Annotated in this window: 22 protein-coding genes; 17 read left to right on the forward strand and 5 right to left on the reverse strand. The window is 36.4% G+C overall.

Annotated elements, in window-relative coordinates; genetic code table 11:
• The first annotated feature begins 24 nt into the window (after positions 1-24).
• From QNH24_RS09925 to QNH24_RS09965, 9 genes are all read left to right on the forward strand, one after another.
• Positions 25-1848: a peptide ABC transporter substrate-binding protein gene (locus QNH24_RS09925; protein WP_347342973.1), complete on the forward strand. Its 1824-nt coding sequence runs from the start codon at positions 25-27 to the stop codon at positions 1846-1848.
• 91 nt (positions 1849-1939) lie between these two features.
• Positions 1940-2884, forward strand: coding sequence for an ABC transporter permease (locus QNH24_RS09930; RefSeq protein WP_283871891.1), 945 nt, complete (start codon positions 1940-1942; stop codon positions 2882-2884).
• Positions 2884-3858: an ABC transporter permease gene (locus QNH24_RS09935; protein ID WP_283871893.1), complete on the forward strand. Its 975-nt coding sequence runs from the start codon at positions 2884-2886 to the stop codon at positions 3856-3858. The genes QNH24_RS09930 and QNH24_RS09935 overlap by 1 nt, the downstream gene beginning before the upstream one ends.
• 12 nt (positions 3859-3870) lie before the next feature.
• On the forward strand, positions 3871-4926 hold the full coding sequence (locus QNH24_RS09940; RefSeq protein WP_430675256.1) for an ABC transporter ATP-binding protein: 1056 nt from the start codon (positions 3871-3873) through the stop codon (positions 4924-4926).
• Positions 4916-5863, forward strand: coding sequence for an ATP-binding cassette domain-containing protein (locus QNH24_RS09945; RefSeq protein ID WP_283871896.1), 948 nt, complete (start codon positions 4916-4918; stop codon positions 5861-5863). The genes QNH24_RS09940 and QNH24_RS09945 overlap by 11 nt, the downstream gene beginning before the upstream one ends.
• On the forward strand, positions 5860-6792 hold the full coding sequence (locus QNH24_RS09950) for a S66 peptidase family protein (RefSeq protein ID WP_283871898.1): 933 nt from the start codon (positions 5860-5862) through the stop codon (positions 6790-6792). Before QNH24_RS09945 ends, QNH24_RS09950 begins: the two co-directional genes overlap by 4 nt.
• Positions 6793-6801: 9 nt before the next feature.
• Entirely contained in the window at positions 6802-7578 is a 777-nt protein-coding gene (locus QNH24_RS09955) for a serine hydrolase (RefSeq protein ID WP_283871900.1), read from the forward strand.
• A gap of 4 nt (positions 7579-7582) precedes the next feature.
• Positions 7583-8401, forward strand: coding sequence for a C40 family peptidase (locus QNH24_RS09960; RefSeq protein ID WP_283871902.1), 819 nt, complete (start codon positions 7583-7585; stop codon positions 8399-8401).
• A 308-nt stretch (positions 8402-8709) separates the two neighbouring features.
• A complete protein-coding gene (locus QNH24_RS09965) occupies positions 8710-9006 on the forward strand; it encodes a hypothetical protein (protein WP_283871903.1) in 297 nt (98 codons plus the stop codon).
• A gap of 105 nt (positions 9007-9111) precedes the next feature.
• On the opposite strand, the gene QNH24_RS09970 is transcribed toward QNH24_RS09965, so the two are convergent.
• Positions 9112-9801 (reverse strand): glucosaminidase domain-containing protein, encoded by a 690-nt coding sequence (locus tag QNH24_RS09970; protein WP_054771821.1) that lies wholly within the window; start codon positions 9799-9801, stop codon positions 9112-9114.
• A 386-nt stretch (positions 9802-10187) separates the two neighbouring features.
• On the opposite strand from QNH24_RS09970, the gene QNH24_RS09975 reads away from it, so the two are divergent.
• The 4 genes from QNH24_RS09975 (at position 10188) to QNH24_RS09990 (ending at position 11831) form a co-directional block, all read left to right on the forward strand.
• Positions 10188-10826 carry a DUF2975 domain-containing protein gene (locus QNH24_RS09975; RefSeq protein WP_283871905.1) on the forward strand — a complete coding sequence of 213 codons (639 nt, stop codon included), beginning with the start codon at positions 10188-10190 and terminating at the stop codon, positions 10824-10826.
• An 11-nt stretch (positions 10827-10837) separates the two neighbouring features.
• Entirely contained in the window at positions 10838-11053 is a 216-nt protein-coding gene (locus QNH24_RS09980) for a helix-turn-helix domain-containing protein (protein WP_283871906.1), read from the forward strand.
• Positions 11054-11155: 102 nt separating this feature from the next.
• The gene (locus QNH24_RS09985) at positions 11156-11482 is read left to right on the forward strand and encodes a DMT family transporter (RefSeq protein WP_283871907.1); all 327 of its coding nucleotides are present in this window, start codon (positions 11156-11158) and stop codon (positions 11480-11482) included.
• 13 nt (positions 11483-11495) lie between these two features.
• Entirely contained in the window at positions 11496-11831 is a 336-nt protein-coding gene (locus tag QNH24_RS09990; protein WP_054771801.1) for a DMT family transporter, read from the forward strand.
• Between the two features lie 40 nt (positions 11832-11871).
• Here the strand turns inward: QNH24_RS09990 and QNH24_RS09995 are convergent, their stop codons facing one another.
• The 3 genes from QNH24_RS09995 to QNH24_RS10005 are packed head-to-tail and all read right to left on the reverse strand — an operon-like array spanning position 11872 to position 13766.
• Positions 11872-12234 carry a hypothetical protein gene (locus QNH24_RS09995; protein WP_283871908.1) on the reverse strand — a complete coding sequence of 121 codons (363 nt, stop codon included), beginning with the start codon at positions 12232-12234 and terminating at the stop codon, positions 11872-11874.
• 13 nt (positions 12235-12247) lie between these two features.
• Positions 12248-13270: an anti sigma factor C-terminal domain-containing protein gene (locus tag QNH24_RS10000; RefSeq protein WP_283871909.1), complete on the reverse strand. Its 1023-nt coding sequence runs from the start codon at positions 13268-13270 to the stop codon at positions 12248-12250.
• On the reverse strand, positions 13248-13766 hold the full coding sequence (locus QNH24_RS10005) for an RNA polymerase sigma factor (RefSeq protein WP_283871911.1): 519 nt from the start codon (positions 13764-13766) through the stop codon (positions 13248-13250). The genes QNH24_RS10000 and QNH24_RS10005 overlap by 23 nt, the downstream gene beginning before the upstream one ends.
• 319 nt (positions 13767-14085) lie before the next feature.
• On the opposite strand from QNH24_RS10005, the gene QNH24_RS10010 reads away from it, so the two are divergent.
• Both QNH24_RS10010 and QNH24_RS10015 read left to right on the forward strand, forming a co-directional pair.
• A complete protein-coding gene (locus QNH24_RS10010) occupies positions 14086-14517 on the forward strand; it encodes a hypothetical protein (RefSeq protein WP_054771822.1) in 432 nt (143 codons plus the stop codon).
• 69 nt (positions 14518-14586) lie between these two features.
• Positions 14587-16758 carry a YheC/YheD family protein gene (locus tag QNH24_RS10015; RefSeq protein ID WP_283871913.1) on the forward strand — a complete coding sequence of 724 codons (2172 nt, stop codon included), beginning with the start codon at positions 14587-14589 and terminating at the stop codon, positions 16756-16758.
• A gap of 87 nt (positions 16759-16845) precedes the next feature.
• On the opposite strand, the gene QNH24_RS10020 is transcribed toward QNH24_RS10015, so the two are convergent.
• Positions 16846-18051 carry an ATP-grasp domain-containing protein gene (locus tag QNH24_RS10020; protein WP_283872793.1) on the reverse strand — a complete coding sequence of 402 codons (1206 nt, stop codon included), beginning with the start codon at positions 18049-18051 and terminating at the stop codon, positions 16846-16848.
• Between the two features lie 148 nt (positions 18052-18199).
• Here QNH24_RS10020 and QNH24_RS10025 point away from each other — a divergent pair, with 148 nt between their 5' ends.
• Positions 18200-19594: a Mur ligase family protein gene (locus tag QNH24_RS10025; RefSeq protein ID WP_283871915.1), complete on the forward strand. Its 1395-nt coding sequence runs from the start codon at positions 18200-18202 to the stop codon at positions 19592-19594.
• Between the two features lie 94 nt (positions 19595-19688).
• The gene (locus QNH24_RS10030; RefSeq protein WP_283871916.1) at positions 19689-21074 is read left to right on the forward strand and encodes a UDP-N-acetylmuramoyl-tripeptide--D-alanyl-D-alanine ligase; all 1386 of its coding nucleotides are present in this window, start codon (positions 19689-19691) and stop codon (positions 21072-21074) included.
• Positions 21075-21083 lie beyond the last annotated feature (9 nt).

The raw sequence follows: 21083 nt of genomic DNA on the forward strand, positions 1-21083 counted from the left end.
AAGAAACTAAGGGGGATGCCTATGATGAAAAGGTATTGGTGGCTTTTGGTATGTCTTGTCGCATTGCTTTGTGCAGCCTGTAGTGATGATTCTTCAAGTGAAAAAAAATCAGAGTATCGCGTTGTCTATTCAGGGGAAATAAAAACGTTAAATTACTTAAAAACCTCTGAAACCAATGAGTTTGCTGTGGCAGCGAACTTAGTCGATGGATTAATTGAGTATGATAAATATGGTGTCGTACAGCCTGGCCTAGCGAAGGAATGGTCTTCCAATGATGATGCCACGGTATGGACATTTAAGCTTCGTGAAGATGCAAAGTGGATTACCCATGATGGGAAGGAATATTCGAATGTTGTTGCCCAAGATTTTGTAGATGGCTTACATTATGTACTGGACGCAAAGAATGAATCATCAACAGCGTGGATTGCTACGGTTGTTAAAAATGGGGAAGCCTTCTATAACGGTGAGTTAACGGATTTTAAGCAGGTTGGCATAAAGGCAACAGATGAACATACAGTAGAATATACTTTAGAAACACCTACTCCTTATTTTCTTTCTATGTTGAATTATGTTTGTTTCTTCCCAGTAAACGGAAAGTTTATTGAGGAAAAAGGGGATAGCTTTGGAACAACACGTGAAAATTTACTGTATAACGGATCCTATATTTTAGACAAATTTGAACCGCAAAATGAGCGTGTACTTGTAAAAAATGAATTGTATTGGGATAAGGACAATGTGCTTATTGATCGTATACGCTATAAATACAATAAAGAAGCGGCTACGGTTGCACCTGAATTATTCTTACGAGGGGAAATCGACTCAGCAAGTATTCCAACATCCATTATTGATGAATGGTTCAAAGATGATAAGAAAAAATCACAAGTTCGTCAAACGCAAAATAACTTCTATACGTACTTCTATGCACTAAACTTCAATCCTCAATTTGATGCAGAGTATGAGCCTAACAACTGGAAGGTCGCAGTCAACAACAAGGATTTCCGTAAGTCCTTATTCCATGCTCTTGATCGGGTTTCTGCCATGTTAACTTTAGAACCATATAATCCAAAAGATTTGCTTAGCAATACAATTACACCTAAAAATTTTGTTGATGTAGATGGCCTTGATTATACACAACTAGCACCGTTAGCGGATATTGCCAATCAGGATTCCTTTAAAAAAGATCAGGCATTGGCATACAAGGAAAAAGCAATGACTGCACTTGAAGGAAAGGCAACATTCCCTGTAAAAGTGTTAATGCCATATAATGCTGGTAGTCCAGATTGGGCTAACCGTTCTCAAGTGGTGGAACAGCAAATTGAGAAATTATTAGGAACAGACTATATCGATATTATTGTAGAGGCAGGACCATCCACAGGCTTTTTATCGGAAGTTCGTCGCCCTGGTAAATTTGCATTGCTAGAAGCCAACTGGGGACCTGACTATGCTGATCCATCAACGTATACGGACCCATTTACTGTAGATGGAACTTACAATAAACCAGAACTAGCGGAAGGCTATATAGAAGCTAATGGCAAATCAAAATATCAAAACTTAGTGGACGAAGCAAAATCGGCAATCGATACAGCAAAACGATATGAATTGTTTGCGAAGGCTGAGGCTTTCCTAATTGATGAAGCATTTGTCATTCCTTATTCAGTAGGAGGAAGCGGCTATGTTGCCTCTAAATTAAATCCTTTCGAGGCTCAATATTCCCCATTTGGAGTGACAGCAGAGAAATTTAAGGGACAACAGCTTTTAGATAAACCAATGAGCAATGATGAATTTAAAGAAGCGCTAGCAAAGTGGGAGCAGGAACGTGCGAATGCCTTAGCAAAAGCAGCACAGTAGGATCAACGTTGGGTAGTAATGTTAACAAGGAGATTCCGAATAAAAAATATCGGCATCTCCTTTCATCTTTCTGAAAAAGGAGGATAATTCCATGCTGTGGTATATAGGGAAGCGACTCTTACAATCTGTGGTTACTCTTTTTATCATCTTAACAATTGTTTTTTCATTATTACGATTAATGCCAGAGGAAGGCTATTTAGGAGCAGCAGCTGATAAAATGTCGCCTGCGCAACAAGAAATCTATTTAACAAATTTAGGATTACGTGATCCTTTATTGGTGCAACTAGGTAACTTTTACAGCAAATTGTTCCAAGGAGATTTGGGGAAATCTGTTACCTACAGGACAGATGTACCAGTCGTTACAATTATTGCAGATAAAATTATGTATTCCTTGGCTTTCGGTTTAGGGGCTGTTGTGTTATCTCTAATGCTTGGTGTTCCACTTGGTATTTTAATGGCTCAAATGAAAGGGCGTTGGCTGGATCGATTGGGGACTGGCTATATAGTAATTGTCGTCGCAGTGCCAGCTGCTGTTTACTATTTAGTTATTCAAATGTATATCACGGAAATTTTTCATTTGCCAATGCTTTTTGATATGTATAAGCCCATTACCTGGATATTACCACTAGCTTCCATGGCATTAGCACCAACTGCCTCCTATGCCATGTGGATGCGACGTTATATGGTGGATGAATTAAACAAGGATTATATTAAGCTAGCACGAGCAAAAGGCATGAAAGAGCGGACATTAATGTTTAAACATGTTTTACGAAATGCCTTTATACCTATGGCACAATATTTACCTGCAACGATTCTTTTTACAATTACCGGCTCCATTTATATTGAATCTCTGTACTCTATTCCTGGAATGGGTGGCTTACTCGTTGATGCGATACAGCGCCAAGATAACACCATTGTACAGGGCTTAGTCCTTGTTTTTTCTTCACTTGGGATTATTGGATTGATTTTAGGGGATATTGCCATGGCACTTGTTGATCCACGGATTAAATTGGGGAAAGGGGAGAGTGTACGCTAATGGGTATGTATTCAGAAGAAATTAATAATATTTCTCATAGATCACGTGAAGCATTATTTGAATTTGCAGTAACGGATGAGCGTCAGGCAGAAGAAACAGCCTACTCAAACTATTCCTATTGGCGTTCAACCTGGAAATCCTTTTTAAAAAATCGAATTGCCATCTTTTTGTTAGTCGCCGTGCTAATGATCGTAACCTTCACAATTCTTCAACCGTATCTACCAGCGCAAAAGTCTCCTACTGAAATTTATTTAGATGAACAAACAGGTCTACAGGCACGGAATATTGCTCCAAATACTGAATTTTGGTTTGGGACAAACTCCATTGGACAGGATTTATGGTCTCGTATTTGGGCAGGGACAAGGACCTCTTTATTGATTGGCTGCGCTGTAGCTATAGTAGAAGCTATTATAGGAATAACAATTGGTACACTTTGGGGCTTTTCGCGTAAATTGGAGATGCCAATTACACAACTATACAACATCGTTGATAATATTCCGACAACCATTGTATTGATTTTAATGTCATATATTTTACGACCTAGTGTTTCCACCATTATTATTGCGATGTGTATTACGGGCTGGGTTGAAATGGCAAGGTTTATTCGCAATCAAATTGTCATTTTGCGTGATCGTGAATATAACTTAGCATCAAAATGTTTAGGGACACCAGATTATCGCATTATTTTAAAAAACCTATTACCTTATCTGATTTCAGTCATAATGCTACGCATGAGTCTGGCAATTCCATTTGCTATTGGTGCTGAGGTTTTTTTAACCTACATTGGATTAGGCCTACCAATTAGTGAGCCGTCTTTAGGGAATTTAATTAATGAAGGACGGGTGCTAATGATGTCTCCAGAATTACGATATCAGCTTATATTTCCGAGTATCGTTTTAAGTGTGATTACAATTGCATTTTATATTATAGGAAATTCATTTGCAGATGCAGCAGACCCAAAAAATCACGTATAAAGGATGAGGATATTGACACAAGCACTATCTCATATTTTAACTATTCAAAACCTAGTGATTAAATTTTCGCTTCGTGGCAGGGTGCTAACAGCCATTCGTAATATCTCCCTTGATTTGTATAAGGGTGAAAGTATGGCAATAGTGGGTGAATCGGGCTCGGGAAAATCGGTGCTAATGAAATCAATCATGGGCTTACTTGATAAAAATGGTTACATTGATCGGGGTCAGATTATGTACAACAACTGGGATTTGACACAATTTAACACTGAGCGGGATTGGCTAGCTATTCGAGGAAAAGAAGTGGCGATGGTGACTCAGGACCCAATGACATCATTAAATCCGCTGAAAACGATTGGCAAGCAAATCGAGGAATGTGTTATTTTACATCAATCCCTAAGGGGGAAAGCGGCATATGTAGAAACCTTGAAATTATTAAAGGATGTTGGCATTCACGATGTGGAAAAACGTTTCAGGCAATATCCACATGAATTTTCAGGTGGAATGCGTCAACGTATAGTCATCGCTATTGCATTAGCTTGTAAACCCAAAATATTAATTTGCGATGAACCGACAACAGCCCTAGACGTTACAATACAAGCGCAAATTTTACAGCTTTTAAAGCATCTCCAACAAAAATATGAGCTAACAACCGTCTACATCACACATGATTTAGGTGTTGTTGCTAAGGTAGCCGATCGTATTGCCGTTATGTATGCAGGAGATATTATCGAAATTGGTGAGACACATGAAATTTTCTTTAATGCTAAGCATCCCTATACATGGGCACTCATTTCCTCGTTACCACAGCTAGGCTCAAAGGGCGAGCAGCTTTATTCCATTAAGGGCACACCGCCAAATCTGTTCCAGGACATTAAAGGAGATGCCTTTGCGCCTCGCAATCCATACGCGTTAAAGATTGATTTTGTGGAACGTCCTCCATTTTTTCAAGTAAGTGATACACATTATGCCCGTACATGGCTGTTAGATCCTCTTGCTCCTAAAGTACAACCTCCTGAAGCACTGCAATCATTTTTTGAAGAAGGGAGACGATACGCACATGAGTCATAAGGAGATTCTAGTTGAGGTTAAAAATTTAAAGATAGCTTTTGGTAAGGGTAAACATAAATTTATGGCAATTAATGATGTTAGCTTTACTATTTTTAAAGGTGAAATATTTGGCTTAGTGGGAGAATCAGGCTCAGGGAAAACTACCATAGGTCGAGCCATTATGCGTATCAATGATGTGACTGAGGGTCAGATCATTTATCGTGGTCGGAACATTCATGGGAAAATTGCAAAAAGCTGGGATCGGGAAATTACCCAGAAAATCCAAATGATTTTTCAAGACCCTATGGCATCTCTTAATGAACGGGCTAAGGTTGATTATATTATCTCTGAGGGATTACTCAATACAAAAAACTATAACAATGATGCGGATCGCCAGCAAAAGGTGCGGACTGCACTTTTAAATGTAGGATTATTACCAGAGTTTTCAAGTCGCTTTCCACATGAATTTTCAGGAGGTCAACGTCAGCGTATAGGCATTGCACGAGCTTTAGTAATGGAGCCGGAATTTATTATTGCAGATGAACCCATTTCGGCCTTAGATGTCTCTATTCGTGCACAAGTTTTAAATTTATTAGCAAACCTACAGCAGCAAAAAAATTTAACCTACTTATTTATTGCACATGATTTGTCAGTAGTCCGCTTTATTACGGATAGAACAGCAGTTATTTATAAGGGAAGAATCGTTGAGCTAGCAGAAACTGAGCGGCTGTTTTCTAATCCTATTCATCCCTATACGCGAGCATTGTTATCAGCCGTACCAGAGCCTAATCCCTATAAGGAGCGTAATAAAATCGTAGAAATCTATGATCCAGCACAGCATTGTTATGATAGAAATCCTCCGTCGTTTAAGGAGGTAGAAGAAGGGCATTTTGTCTTGGCAAATGAGCAGGAAATGGCAAAATACCAAGCATCTCTACAAATGGAGGTATACAAATGATCTTTCCAAAAGCTTTAAAAATAGGGGATACAGTAGGTCTTATTAGTGCTTCAGGGGCCACTCCACCTGACAAATTAAAGCCAGCTATAGAAAGTGTTGAAAAGCTTGGATTAAAGGTAGTTGTTGGAGAAACATGTCAGGCGAGGCACGGTTATTTAGCGGGAACTGATCAACTTCGTGCGTCTGACATCAATCAAATGTTTAATGATTCAACGATTGATGGTATCTTCTGTATTCGTGGAGGTTATGGGGCTACAAAAATTCTACCACTTTTAGATTTCGATGTAATAAGAGCCAATCCAAAAGTCTTTGCTGGTTATAGCGATGTTACAGCTTTACACATCGCCATTAATCAGAAATGTGGCTTTGTGACCTATCATACGCCGATGCCATCAACGGAATTTATTCAGCAGGATATGGATGAATATACATGGGACTCTTTTAAACAACTGGTGATGGCAACAACTTGTCATGATTACCTGCTTAAAAATCCACTTGGTCGCAGTATGACAACGCTTGCTGCTGGTCAAGCAACAGGACAGCTAATTGGAGGAAATCTAACACTAGTAACAGCCTCACTTGGCACCCCCTATGAAATAGATACTAAGAATAAAATATTATTTTTAGAGGATATTGATGAAACTGAACATCGGGTAGATCGAATGCTCACACAGCTTAAATTAGCGGGCAAGCTTGATGAGGCTGCGGGCATTTTATTAGGAGCTTGGACTAATTGCGGGCCAGATAACCCGAAGCATCCAGAGCATAGTTTAACGTTACAGACTATTTTTCAAGAGATTTTAGTGCCACTAAAAAAGCCCATTCTAATGGATTTAACGTGTGGTCACTGTTTACCAACAATGTCTTTACCTCTTGGTAGCACCATCTCTTTGAATACAGAAAACCAACAAATAAGAGTTATTGAGTAGGTATATTATATGGAATGTGCTATTCAAAGAATGCTTGAAGAAGCTCCATATAACGTACATTTATTTATCAAAGACCCAAATACAAATCACTATTTCATACAGGAAAAGCTACATGCGGTTTTTTCCAGCGCCAGTTTAATTAAAGTGCCTATTTTACTTGGTGTGTTGAGATATTTAGAACGCTACCATCAAGATGTCCATCAAGAGATTAGAATAGCACCAGAAGAATGGGTTGACTATAGTGTTATCAGTGAACAGCGTATTGAAAGAAGTACTATCTATGAGCTACTGGTGTGGATGATTATTACAAGTGATAATGCAGCTACCAATGTCCTGATTGACTTTATCGGAAAGGAATTCCTCAACCATTATTTTCGACAAATTGGTCTTAGGCAAACAAAATTGCAAAGGAAGATGATGGACTTCGAAAAGCTGGAAAGAGGAATTGACAATCTCACTTCAGCAAATGATATGGCTCATCTTTTTTCACGAATCTATCAACAAGATCTGCTACCTAAACAATTTAGTAAGTTGACAATCGATATCTTAAGTCGCCAACGTGTCCATGAATCACTAAAACGTTATTTAGTAGATGATGTGAAAATGGCTCATAAAACAGGTGGTCTTGAAACAGTCGAGCATGATGTTGGCATTGTTTACAATGGCTCAAATGATTATCTGATAGGCGTTTTTATAACTGAGGTAACCAACAATGAGTATGCAAAACAGCTTATCGGTCGGATATCAAAAAGTGCTTATGAGCATTTGGTGAAGCGAAAGGGGTGACCAAATGAATGCTATTGTGACGGCAATGATTGCAAATTTACATGCCATACCACAGGAAGAATCCGAACTGGTCGACGAGGTACTTAATGGCATGCCTGTAAAGATCATTGCTAACATAGATGCAAATTGGGTACGTGTACAGACAACCTATCGATATGAAGGATTTTGCCAAAAAAAATATTTAATTATGGATGAGGAAAAAACAAACACTTGGCTACAAGAAGCCAATCATTTCATTATTCAAAGCTTTGCAGATATTTTACAATATCCGCAAATTCAAAGTAGCAAAATAATGACGCTAGTAAAAGGCTCAATTGTACGATTTTTAGCAAGTAAAGGGGACGATTCGGAGTGGGTGTCTGTACAAATAGCTTCTGGTGAAATAGGATATGCACGAAGAAAATGGCTTCAACCAAAAGTTGCTAAAAATAGATTACCAGATTCGCAATTCCAAGAAAATGTTGTGCAAACAGCACTAAGCTATTTAAATGCTCCCTACCGTTGGGGAGGTAAATCTCCTTTAGGCATTGATTGTTCTGGGCTTTGTTCAATGGTCTATATGCTACATGGCGTACTGATTTACCGAGATGCTAAAATTGTTGATGGTTTTCCGATTAAACAAATACCCTTCGAGCAGCTGCAAAAGGGTGATCTATTATATTTCCCAGGACATATTGCCTTATATATGGGTGATAGCCTTTATATTCATTCTTCACTTGGAGGGGGTGAGGTAAGTATAAATAGTTTGGATAGCAAACATCCACTTTATCGCAAAGACCTAGCTGTTTCTACACTTACGGCTGTGGGAAGCATATTTATTTAATTTATTTTAATGAATGTGAAGAAGTGAATTGGTGCAATTGTTTATTTCCAATCATTTCGAGAATACCTTTGTTGAGGAAGATGCTTCTGTATAAAAACAGAGTGCATCTTTTTTGTTTTCATCAAACTATGGGGGTAAAATATGCAATCGTCATAGATGAAAAGGGGATGAAAGATCATGAAATTTCTTACGGGTAAATAGCAGATAAAATCGATGTATATCCTCAATGATTTGTTAATAATAGATAGTTAGAATGGGATTATTTTATGCTATAATAAATCAAAAGTAAAAGGAAAGGAGGGGATGTATTGGACACTGATTTAAAAGAATTATTGCGTTCTGTTTTAAGGGAAGAGTTAGCACCGATTAATCAACGATTAGATGGCATGGATATACGATTTGACGGTATTGAGCAGCGCTTAGATAAAATTGAAAGTGATGTACAGGAACTAAAAGCTGGACAAGCTGAGCTTCAGAAAAACATTGTTGAAAATTTAGGGAATTTCACTGAAAAAATTGCTCATCAAGTAGAGGATAGGACGGGTGCATTAAATAAACGTGTTTTTGAAGTTGAAACAGTGATTCAAAGATTGACGCATCAGTAATTAAATGAATGTTAGTAGTTTAGCTTATTGCTATAGATGTTTGTATAAGAAGAGTTTAAAAAATCTCCATGCCACAAAGGGGTGTCCCAAAGTAGCATGGAGATTTTAATATTGATAGATATTTAATTCTTGGCCAGCTTCGATTTTATCAGATCGGAGCTGATTCCATTGTTTAAGGGATGTTACTTTCACCTTATGTGCCTCCGCAATATGCGTAAGAGAATCACCGTCAGCCACGGTAATTGTTTTTTTATTTTTTACAGGACTATCGTATTGCCCTAGGTCATATTTTGCAATGACTGTATTGAGTTTTTCATTGTATTTGGAATCTGTTGCATAAGAACCTGTTAAGAATTTAGTGGCATCTGTATAGGATTTCGTGTTGCTTTTAAATACTCCTGCATAGAAATCTTTATTCCAGGAAACACCGTTACGCAGTAATCTTACATAGTCTTTCATGGATTCTTCATAGGAAGGATATTTACGAAATTCAGCCATCACAGTTGTCATGTTACCTGAACCATCGTCCTCAGATGTTTCAAGTGTTACTGAGTTATTTTGGTAACGACCTTTCATTCCAAATAAATTATTATTTGGTGCAGCGCTAAGTCCACTTTGACCATGCTCACTTTCTAAAATGGCTTGTGCAATCATAACGGATGCGTATAAATCATTTTCAGCTCCAAGTTTTCGTGCAGTTTCCGCAATGGAGCCAATAAATTCTTCCACGCTTGGACGATCATCCACAACTTCAGGAATTGTGGTTTCACGCGTATTAAACAGCTGCGTTACCATAAAAAATGAAATACAGATAACAATAGTAGCAATTATTAGACCTTTGAAGAAATTTATGATGTATTTCATAGTTTCATTGATGTTGGTAGATTACAACATCTCCCTCCTTTCTATCAAAGTTTAGCTATCTCTAATTATTGCAAAGAGTGCAAAAGAAATAAAGAGATGTTTAGTTAAATAGATTCCGTCATTAATAGAACGTCACTAACTTCAATTAGTTCCTAGCTATATCTACCGTTGAATTTCCATCAATAAAAAATTCAAGCTGGAAAAGAAATATCCTTTATTATCTAGCTTTTAATAATTAATTAACGATAAACATTAAATAATTATTGTAAAAGATAAAGTGGAATGTATAATAAAAGATAAGAAGGGGGATGCTTGTTATGGAGCAGACAATCCAAAGTAAGGAATTTCGATTATTAACTAAAGGATTACGCACAATTTTCACCATTTTAATGGTTCTGATGATTTTTGCGCTAACAATGATAGGTGTTCTTTTGGTAGCCGTATTTATAGTGACGGAAAAGGAAGTCCATAATATACTTGTTCATGGGCAGATCGCCGCCTCTATTCACTTTGGAGGCTTGAAAATCGAATTAGCCAATCAAGTAGCCAATGATTTTCATTTCTCTAAATGGAATGTCATGAAATTATTATTTACTGCTACAATATACATAGCACTATTATTATTTATCGTTGTGCAAGTTAGAAATGTGTTAAGTAACTTAAGCAAAGGAATTATTTTTTCAGGAACGAATAGTAGAAAAATGGAATGGATTGCTTATGCTATCGTTTTTTTAAGCTTAACAGTTGGAGCATTCCGTACGTATGTAACCTACACCATTTTTGAACAATTTAAATTAGCAGAATTGCTGGTCGATACAGGATTAATCAAAGGGGTAGCCTACCAATTTACTGGGGTTAATTGGACTCTTTTACTATGTGGATTAGTCATTTGGACGATTGCCCGTGTATTCCGATATGGAGCGTTTTTACAAGATGAATATGATGCAACAGCTTAGGAAGTGAAAAAATGACAATAATTATTCGATTAGATCGAATGCTTGCTGATCGAAAAATGCAGCTAAGTGAGCTAGCAGAAAAAGTAGATGTGTCAATTGTCAATCTATCCAATTTAAAAACAGGAAAGGTTCGTGCCGTGCGTTTCTCTACATTAAATGCAATCTGTAAGGCATTGGGGTGTCAGCCAGGAGATATTCTAGAATATGTAGAGGATGAAGAATCATAGAGACCCTAAGAGTAGAATGCTCCCAGGGTCTCTTTATTTATGAATAAATAAGATATAATGGAGGCTATCTTTGAAACAGTGGGTTAGGAGGGACAATCAAACATGAAGGCTTTTGCTTTTCTATTTATTTCAATCATCTCAGAGGTTTTTGCCAGCTCAATGTTAAAACAAACAGATGGCTTTAAACGTATACTACCGTCTATAGGTGTCGTAGTTGGATATGGTACAGCTTTTTATTTTCTTTCCCTAACATTGCAATCCTTAGCCATTGGTACTGCATATGCGATATGGGCTGGAGTGGGAACGGCATTAACAGCCATTATTGGTGTGATTTTTTATAAGGAATTAATGAATCGAAAAAAACTTTATGGGATTTTATTTATTATTATTGGTGTAATTGTTCTTAACCTAGCAGGTGGTGGACATTAAGGAGGAATAACAATTGAGAGGTTATCTGTTTTTAACGTTATCGATTATTAGTGAGGTATTTGCGACAACAATGCTTAAGCTTTCAGAGGCATTTACCATTTTAGGTCCATCAATAGCAGTTGCATTCGGATATGGGCTTTCGTTTTTCTCATTATCCTTGTGCTTGAAAACATTACCACTGAGTCTGGCATATGCGATATGGTCTGGAGTAGGAACTGCACTTACCGTAATTGTGGGTATCGTTATATGGGGAGATTTATTTAATCTATACTCAGCTATTGGAATTGTCTTGATTATTGGCGGTGTCATTCTACTAAATCATGGAGATCAACAACATACAACATCATAGTGTCTCAACAAGAAAACGCCCACATGAATGGACGTTTTTTTTATTTGGAAGTATCTTTAAACTTATATAAATTAATAGCAAATATAACTGTTAATAATAAGATGACATAGCTAGTTGGAATAACACTATAAAATCTGTGAATATTTTCAATAGATTGATCAAATATCACCTGACTACAATAGAAGATGGGCGCGAATAATACAATTGAAAAAACGGTATGGTAAAGGCATATTGTTTTACGAGAGTTAGGAAGCACAGCATGTACAATAAGCAGTGCTAATAGATGCATGATTACAAAGACAGCAGCCATTTGTATGAATCGAATTGGTAGCTGATGCTGAATAATAAAATAGGGAGAGACTATTGAAACGAAAAGTATAAATAGATAACTAAACATTCTCATTACCTGTACCTCCTTAGTATGGTAGAATTACGCCTACACTTATATGGTGTACAACATTGTTTTCTAAATAGGGCAGGATGCTTTCAATTGTTCCTGTTAAGACAGCACCACTAACCTTTAAGGAATGTTCATCTGCGTCACCAATAGTATTTTTTATAATCTCTGCTTGGTATAATTTTTCATGGTATGGAAAACTTAATCCTGTTGCATCTTCACCTCTCTCCTCTATTCTCTCTTTTAAAATAGCAAGTGCTTCTTGTTCATCATTACCATATGTAGCTACTTCATCTAAAAAATTTTGCGCGGACTGAAACGGTTGATCTTTTAAGATGTGAAAGCCATACGCTGAATCACCATCTACTAAACCATAATTTCGGGGTATAAAAGTAGGCATTTCTTTTTTCATTTCCTCTGCATGCTCTTTTTCTTCCTCTATAGATTCAAGCAGCCCATTTTGAATAATCCATGCCCATTGTGCAGTAGGAAATTGTTTAATCATCTCTTCAAACGTTACTTCTTGTGTGAAGGAAACAGCAACCTCTACATTGTAGAAGGGTGGTAAAGTTTTTAAATAAGACAGATCGTTTTCAATTTTTGGTTCTGTGTAGGGATAAAATTGGAATACTCGATAACTATTATTGTATCCATTTAGATTACTATTATTTTCAACATATGCTTTTGTTCCTAAGATTGTATAAAAATGCTCAATGGTACCCCATTTAATTTGATGTCCATTAATATCCTTAAATTGATTGGATTTTGTCGTACCTGCTAAGAAAAAATAATCGTAGTTAGTATTAATTGTTTGAATATTAGCGCCTGTAAATAGGCTATCTGTATAATTCTGCAAAGTTTGCTTATCCATTTCCTTATACATAAAATATTGTCCCATGGCAATTAGTCCCGATAATAAGAGTACAATACTTATAAAAACACTTATTGAAACGATAATGATTCTTTTTACGGACTTTTGTTTAGCACTTTTCACTAAATGTTGAAATGATTCATCGTTATTAATAATTGATATTTTTTCCATAATCACCAGTCCTTTCGAAAACCTCACTAAATTTTTTTCGTGCTCGGGCAAGCTGAGTTTTAATGCTTTTGTCTGTGGTTTGAAAAAGAATAGCGATTTCATTTAATGTTAATTCAGCGCTATATTTTAATATTAATAACTCCATTTCTTTAGGCTGAAGCATGCTTAATGTTTGTTGAATGGTAGTCTGAGCTTCTTTTTGTAGTACGTATGATTCAGGTGTTTGTTCATCTAATAAATCCTGCAAGTTAAACGTGAGTACATAGTTGTTCGCATGCTTTTTCTTTCGTAAGGCATCGTAAAATTTGTTAATTGCTACACGGTATAGCCAAGCTTCCGCATAATTTGCATCAATCCCGTCTATGTATTTGATGAATTGATAAGCTGTCTCCTGCAATATATCCTCAGCATCCTGCTTATTAGCGCCCATTTTGAGCAGCGTAAAGTATACTGCTTTTAATTTTTCTTGTAATTGAGTACCAAATTCCTCATTCATATCAACCCTCCTAATTAAATAACGATTCACCTGGAAAAAGGTAAACAACAATGTAAAAAATTATTTATACATTGAACAATAAGAAGATAGATGAAAAGCCATAACAACAGTGTAGTTGCTATGGCACGATATTATTTGTTTAGTTTTCTATTTTTTATTAGAGCATTTTTTAAAATATTCTAAAATAGGAAGTTCGAGTTTTACATGACGAAAAAAGTCGTCATATTCCTTCATTCTACATATGATATCGTGAGGGGTTGAATCTTTTGTTATAGCTTCAACAGATGGCACAAAAAGTCGTGGGAGGGGCTGGAGAAAATTGAATCATGAAAAAAGAAGAAATCATTTTCTATGTGAAGCACTAAACGATATTAAGGTTCTACAGGATATCATGAAGGATTTTCATTCTAAATATTTTGGTCAGTTGCTTGTGAAAATTGTTGGAAGTGATACGATTCCCTTCTTTCTCATAACACATAATGGCTCACATTTACGATTAATGGATACTGTTAATCAGTTTGAAACAGAGTATTTCCGTATAGAGGGTGTTGACATCGAGCGTTGTCGGGGGACGGTTTCACTGCTACGAGCCTATGATTATGAAGGAAAAGATACAAATTTAATAGCTGATGTTGTGAGGTTAGAAAGAACATCCACTGAAAAATCCATTGAATTAAGTGGTATATCTGCAATCCAATTATTAAAACCTGACATGCTAAAAGGGAAATTCATCATTGAACCAAAATGGTAATAAAAACTACTAAATCATTTGCATTGGCAGAATTGATTAGAGAGAGAATCATATGAAAGGGAGAGATAAATGACAATTATCGGAATGTTGCATCATCGACTTGACCCAACAACCGTTATTAAGTCATATGCATATGCAGCCGTTGCAAAAGCGGAAGGGGCTCAATTTTTTTATTTTACACCAAAAAGCGTAGATTTTAACAAACGGTCCATAAGAGGAAAGGTATATGAAAATGGTGAATGGCTCGAAAAAATAATGCCTTTCCCAGATGTAGTTTATAATGCAGGTAGTCCAGAAAAATTATCAGTTTCAAAGGAAATTATTGATAAATTAAAAGATGAAATCCCATTTACAACGCATTCTATAGGGAATAAATGGAACGTAATGAAGCGTCTAAAGGAAGCAAAGGAATTTGATAAATATTTAATTCCGACAGAAATTGTAAAAAATGCTGAGTTATTTCATAAATTTTTTACTTACTATAAAAAAGTCGTATTTAAGCCGATAGACGGTCGCAAGGGAAAAGGCATTTATTTTATAACGAAAGCAGGTAGTACGAATTTTGAGGTAAGAAAGGATAGTGAAAAACGAGTATATTCCAAGCACCAGCTAGATGAATTAATTAAAGGGCAACTTGCTACAGGAACCTTTATCATGCAGCCGTATATCCAATCTAAAACGAAGGCAGGTCAGGTTTATGATTTCCGTCTTCACGTGCAAAAAAATGGCGAGGGTAAATGGGTTATCACTACTATTTATCCGAGAATTGCCCCTGCTGGTTCGATTATTCCGAATATCAATAATGGAGGATTTACGAATTATTTAGATCCTTTCTTGGAGCAGGAATTCAAGGAAGAGGCCTTTGATATTCGACGTATGCTAGAGCATTTCTCCTTAACATTAGCTCAACACCTAGATGAAATTCAGATGGTGCAATTTGGAGAGGTGATTGATGAAATTGGGATTGATGTGGGCTTAGATGAGCAACAAAAAATTTGGATGTATGAAGTAAACTGGCGACCAGGTTGTCCTCCTGCTTTTTATTTAGAACTAGATGTTGTGATTAATTCTATTCGCTATGCAATGTATCTTGCGAAAAATCAAAAACAAGTGAAAAAAGGAATTAGTCAACAAAAACAAAAACCACAACCAAAAGAGCAGCAGAAACCGATTATTGCTATTACGGGAAGTGCTGGGAAAACAACATCTAAAGCTTTTCTAGGCTCAATATTATCGAGAAAATGGAAAATTTTTGAGTCAAAAGATTATTGGAATACGACTGAGCATACAAAAAAACATGCTGAGGAAATTAACGCTTCTCATGAGGCGGTAGTGCTTGAGTATGGAATGGCTTACCCAGGTATCATTACTAATCACTGTAGTATTATTCAACCGAATATTAGTATTATTACAAATATTGGTTTAGCGCATGTTGGTAATTTTGATGGAGATATTAAGGGTGTGGCAAAGGCAAAATCTGAATTAATTCATGGAATGGATCAAAGTGGTTTATTAATATTGAATAAAGATGATGATAACTCTAAGTTTTTAGAAACACAGCAATTTAAAGGGAAAATTATAACGGTTGGTATTCATCGTCCCGCAGATTATAAAGCCTATGATATTCAATATAAGGATGTTGGTATGACCTTTAAAATAAAGCTTCAGGGACAGGAAATAACAATGTATATTCCTATTTTAGGAGAACATCACGTTTATAATGCCCTGAATGCCATCGCAGTTGCGGATACCTTAGGGTTTAGTCCAGTAGATATTCAAGCAGGGCTGAATTTCAAAAAACCGCCTAGACGGCTTACGATTTATAATTGTCGTGATAATATTACTGTTATTGATGATACAGTTCATTCTCATCCTCAGGGTGTGCGTGCGGCGATTGACGTACTGACAAATATAGCGAAGAAACGTAAAATTGCCATCATTGGTCAAATGCGGGAATTAGGGGATTTGCGAGAAGAAGAGTATCGTAAGTTGGGTGAATATGTTTATGAGCAGGACATAGATCTTTTTATCACATATGGCTTTAGAACGGAGGAAATGGGCGCAGCTGCAAAGGCAATAGGGATGGACCCAGCGAAAGTTTATCATTTTCTAAATAAAGATGAGCTCCATGCACTGTTAGAGAAAATAATCGAACCACATGACACCATTTTAGTTAAGGGTGCTAGTAAAACGAATATGTTTGAGACAGTTAAATTTTTAGATGACACTTATAAGGTGTAAAAAAACCCGAGTAATTGTCTAAATATAAAAGGACAATTACTCGGGATATTTTTAAAGCAGTGGGGGATACATGTACCCCCACCTTTTTTACGCGACCTTTAAGATGAATTTTATTTCCTTGGCTGCATTGACAGCGTTTTGTTTAGCCTCTGACAATGTGGTACCCTCTGCAATGACATATGCGTAGCGATGGCCCATGGATAGAGGAGGGGTTAGCAATGTTCCTCTTCTAGGTTTCACATAGACATCTACCACACCTGGTGATTTAGATGCCCTGGTTCTACCAATAACTCTCTCTAAAATGCCTTTACTTTCGACAATGACATATTTTGTGTAGACAAATTTTTTATGTCTTGGCTGAATATTTGGAGGCTCCCCTAATAATAGCTTTAATGTTTCTTCCACTAAATTAAAGCCAAATGCTGCAAAAATCATATTATTCATAGCGCCACCGGAAATTCTCGGATTAATCTCAATAAGCTTCCAGCCGTTTTTTGTTAAACGAAGCTCTAAATGCAGCGCACCATTTTCAATGTTAAATATTGTAACAATGGATTGAAGTACTTCTTCAAGACCAGCTTGTATATCTGATGGAGCTTTTACAAGAACCCCATAGCCTGTAATGATAAAACGTTTACCTTGTGTAATTTCTTGCTCTACAATACCGATTACATGAGGCTGTCGCTTATAGACAATTGCCTCTACTAAATATTGAGGGCCATCAATATATTCTTCAATCATAATAGTTTCTCCTAAATTCTTATTTCGAAGATAACGGAGATGATTGTTTAGTTGACTTGAATCCTTGGCTAATAAAACATCCTTTGAGCCAGTTGACTTTGGAGATTTGACAATCAGTGGGAATTCTAGGTTTGTCGGAACGGATTCATGTGGTTTGATAAGAAAAAACTTTGGCGAATAGGATTGATTTTTTAAATAATTTCTAGTTTTTTCTTTATCCTCCATCATTTCAATGGCAGTTGATGATGTATAGTTATCACAAAATTCATCACATAAGATGGAAGCAATATGGACATAGGGATCTACAAAGCTAACAATCGTTTTTATTTCTAATCCTGATTTTGTTAATTTATAAATTTCATCCTTCATGTCTTCTATTTTTGACGTATCAATAAGAATCATTTTATGGATATCTGGATAGGCTCTTCTCTGCTGTAATTGCTTTTCATTGTTTGTAAAAAGTACTGTAAAAAAGCCCATTTTTTCTGCTGCTCTCGTTGCTTCACGACTGGACCCAGATTTGTTTGTACCGATAAATATAATCGTTTTCAGGTATATCACTCCTTTTAGTGGTACTTAGATACTTAATCACAATTATATATATGCGAAGAAATAGTTTTCCTCTAGTTATGTATCTTGTCTACATCCAAGCAACTTTTATGACCAGACATATACTAGTTAGGAAGGGAGGGAAATTGATATGAAGCCTCTTACGGTGAAGAACTTAACAGTGATAACTGCAGGCAATTTAGTGCAAGGATCCGAGGAAACATTGATTCAGCACGGGGCTTATCGACTAAAGCAAGTGAAAAAAACAAATACGGCTCTTTTTACGAGTAAACGTATTGTTAATTGGAAAAGTCTTGAACCACTTTATCCGCTAGTGTTAGTTACAGATTGGTCATACAGTCATAATGAAATTCCTAGGCAAATCATTACTATAAAAGTAACAAATGCAGATGAAGCTTACTGGAAATTTGTAAACTTTTATCGAGATCAATTTAATATTCCGGTAGTAGCCATTACAGGTACTTCTGGTAAAACCACAACAAAAGAGATGATTAAACATATACTTTCAGCAGAAAAAAAAGTATCTGCTACTACTCTAAGCAGTAATTCTAGGACAGCATCTTTACAATATTTACTAAGCATTGATGAGGAAACAGAGGCGGCTGTTTTTGAGACTGCTGTTGGCTCACCTGGAGATGTAACAAAGGCAGGAAAATATTTCAAACCGACAATCGGCATTATTACGAATATTGGGGCACACCATTTAAATTATTGTAAAACATTGGAGGGCTATATCCAGGCAAAGGGAGAAATGCTAGATATTATTCATCCAAAGGGCACATTAATTATTAATGCTGAGGATAAGAACACCAAAAAAATAGATTTTTCAAGATTTCACGGCAACATTATTAAAATAGGAAAGCATGAATCTTGTGATTTTAGAGCTGTCAATATTCGCTATCATAGTCATGGAATGCTATTTACAATTATCTATAATAACGAGAGCTTTGAGGTATTTGTACCAGGGTTTGGTGAACATCAAGTATATAATGCATTAGAAGCTATTGCAGCTGTTTATGAAATAGGTATAACCATTCCAATGGCAGCAAAACAACTACAATCCTTTCGGCATCTGAATAAGCAGCTTCAGTTATTTGAAGGTATTAATCATTCCGTGCTTATAGATGATACCTGGAGTATAACAACTACTTCGTTGGAGGCAGCTTTAAAAGTTTTACAGGCGCTTGGAAAGGACAAGAAGAAAATTGCAGTCATTGGAACAATTACCGATTTAGGCTCATGGGGATATATCATTCATGAGCAGGCAGGAGAATTGATTCATCAAATTGGTGTAGATGTTCTAGTTACTATCGGAGAGCATGCACGAATTATGGCAGATCATGCTGTTGACTTAGGGCTTAGTTCACCAGTTTATACATTTAAAAATAGTTTGCTCGCCTATAAACTATTACAAGATATAGTGGACGAAAATACGATTCTTCTTGTTAAAGGAGATATGTATAGTAAGCAGGTTTCTAATTTAGCAACAGATCTAAAAAGAAAGAAAGGATTACCACCTGAATAGTTTGGTTATCAATTCATTACAATATTTTAATAAAATTTGTTTTCACTTCTCGCTAGCTTAGCGATGTATTTCAAAGAAAGGGGGAAGAGTAAATTTGCAACAAATAAATGTAAAAGACCTAAGGAAGGTATTGCAAGGGGATTTATTGTGCGGTTCTGAACAATGGTCTGTCAAGCAGGCAATTTATTATAACCGGCATGATTTGACTCAAAGTCATACGCTCATGTTTGTAAGTAGGGGAGATACTATCAATTGGCAGGAGATAGATCGCAAAGGTCCAGCGCTAGTTATTTCAGATAAATCGTCAGCAGAATTAAAAAATGCATTAGCCAATACAACTGTTATCCAAGTGAAAAGCATTGGGCAGGCATATTGGACATTTATTGACTATTATCGAAATCTATTTCAAATACCAGTGGTTGCTTTGACAGGGACCTGTGGAAAAACAACAACAAAAGAAATGATTAAGCATATTGCTAGTCGAGAATGGAATGTTCAAGCATCTGTTAGCAGTAAAAATGAACCTCGCCAATCCTTACCGTATTTAACGGGAATCGATAAGTCAACAGAAGCAGCCATATTTGAATTAGGTTTAGGAAATACAGGAAATATTAAACATCAGTGTATGATCTATCAGCCTACCATTGGTATTATTACAAATATTGGTGTGCATCATCTTGATGGATGTGGAAATCTTGAAGGCTATATAAAAGCAAAGGCGGAAATTTTAGAAGGTATTTCAGAAGGTGGCACATTAATTATTAATGCAGATGATGAAAATACCAAAAAAATACCCTTGCATACTTTCAAAGGGAAAATTATTACCGTTGGTGTACATGAACAGGCAAACTATAAAGCCACTACCATACAATTTATGAAAAATGGCATGAAGTTTGTACTGCAGGTGTCAGGTGCAAAGTATAATGTATTTGTCCCTGGCTATGGAGAACACCAAGTATACAATGCCTTATCAGCTATCGCTGCGGCAAAGGAAATGGGATTATCGTTCAATACAGCCATCGCTGGTTTGAGAACATTTAAACCAATGGCCAGACATCTAGAATTTTCAACGGGCATGGGAGAAAGTACAATAGTAGATGATACATGGACCAATAATCCAACTTCTGTTGAAGCAGCCTTAAAAGTATTAGATACAATAGGGAAAGGAAAGAAAGTCATTCTTATTTTAGGAGATATTAAACGATTAGGTAGGTTTGAGGAAAAGTATCATCGAGAAATTGGCTCGTTGGTTGCCAAAAGAGATATTCATACGCTTATTACCATTGGCAATCGAGCAGAGCATATCGCAAAGCAAGCGATAAAGGAAGGCTCGAAGGCAGAAATTCATATATTTAAGGATGTCGCAGGTGTTTTGGATCTACTAAAATCCCAGCTTGATTCTGAAACGATTGTATTAATAAAAGGACCAATGTCGAGTCGATCCATGATACAGTTTGCCAATCAATTGAAAGAAAAATAACAAGCTAGA

It is taken from the genome of Lysinibacillus pakistanensis, from assembly GCF_030123245.1.
Classification (GTDB): domain Bacteria; phylum Bacillota; class Bacilli; order Bacillales_A; family Planococcaceae; genus Lysinibacillus; species Lysinibacillus pakistanensis.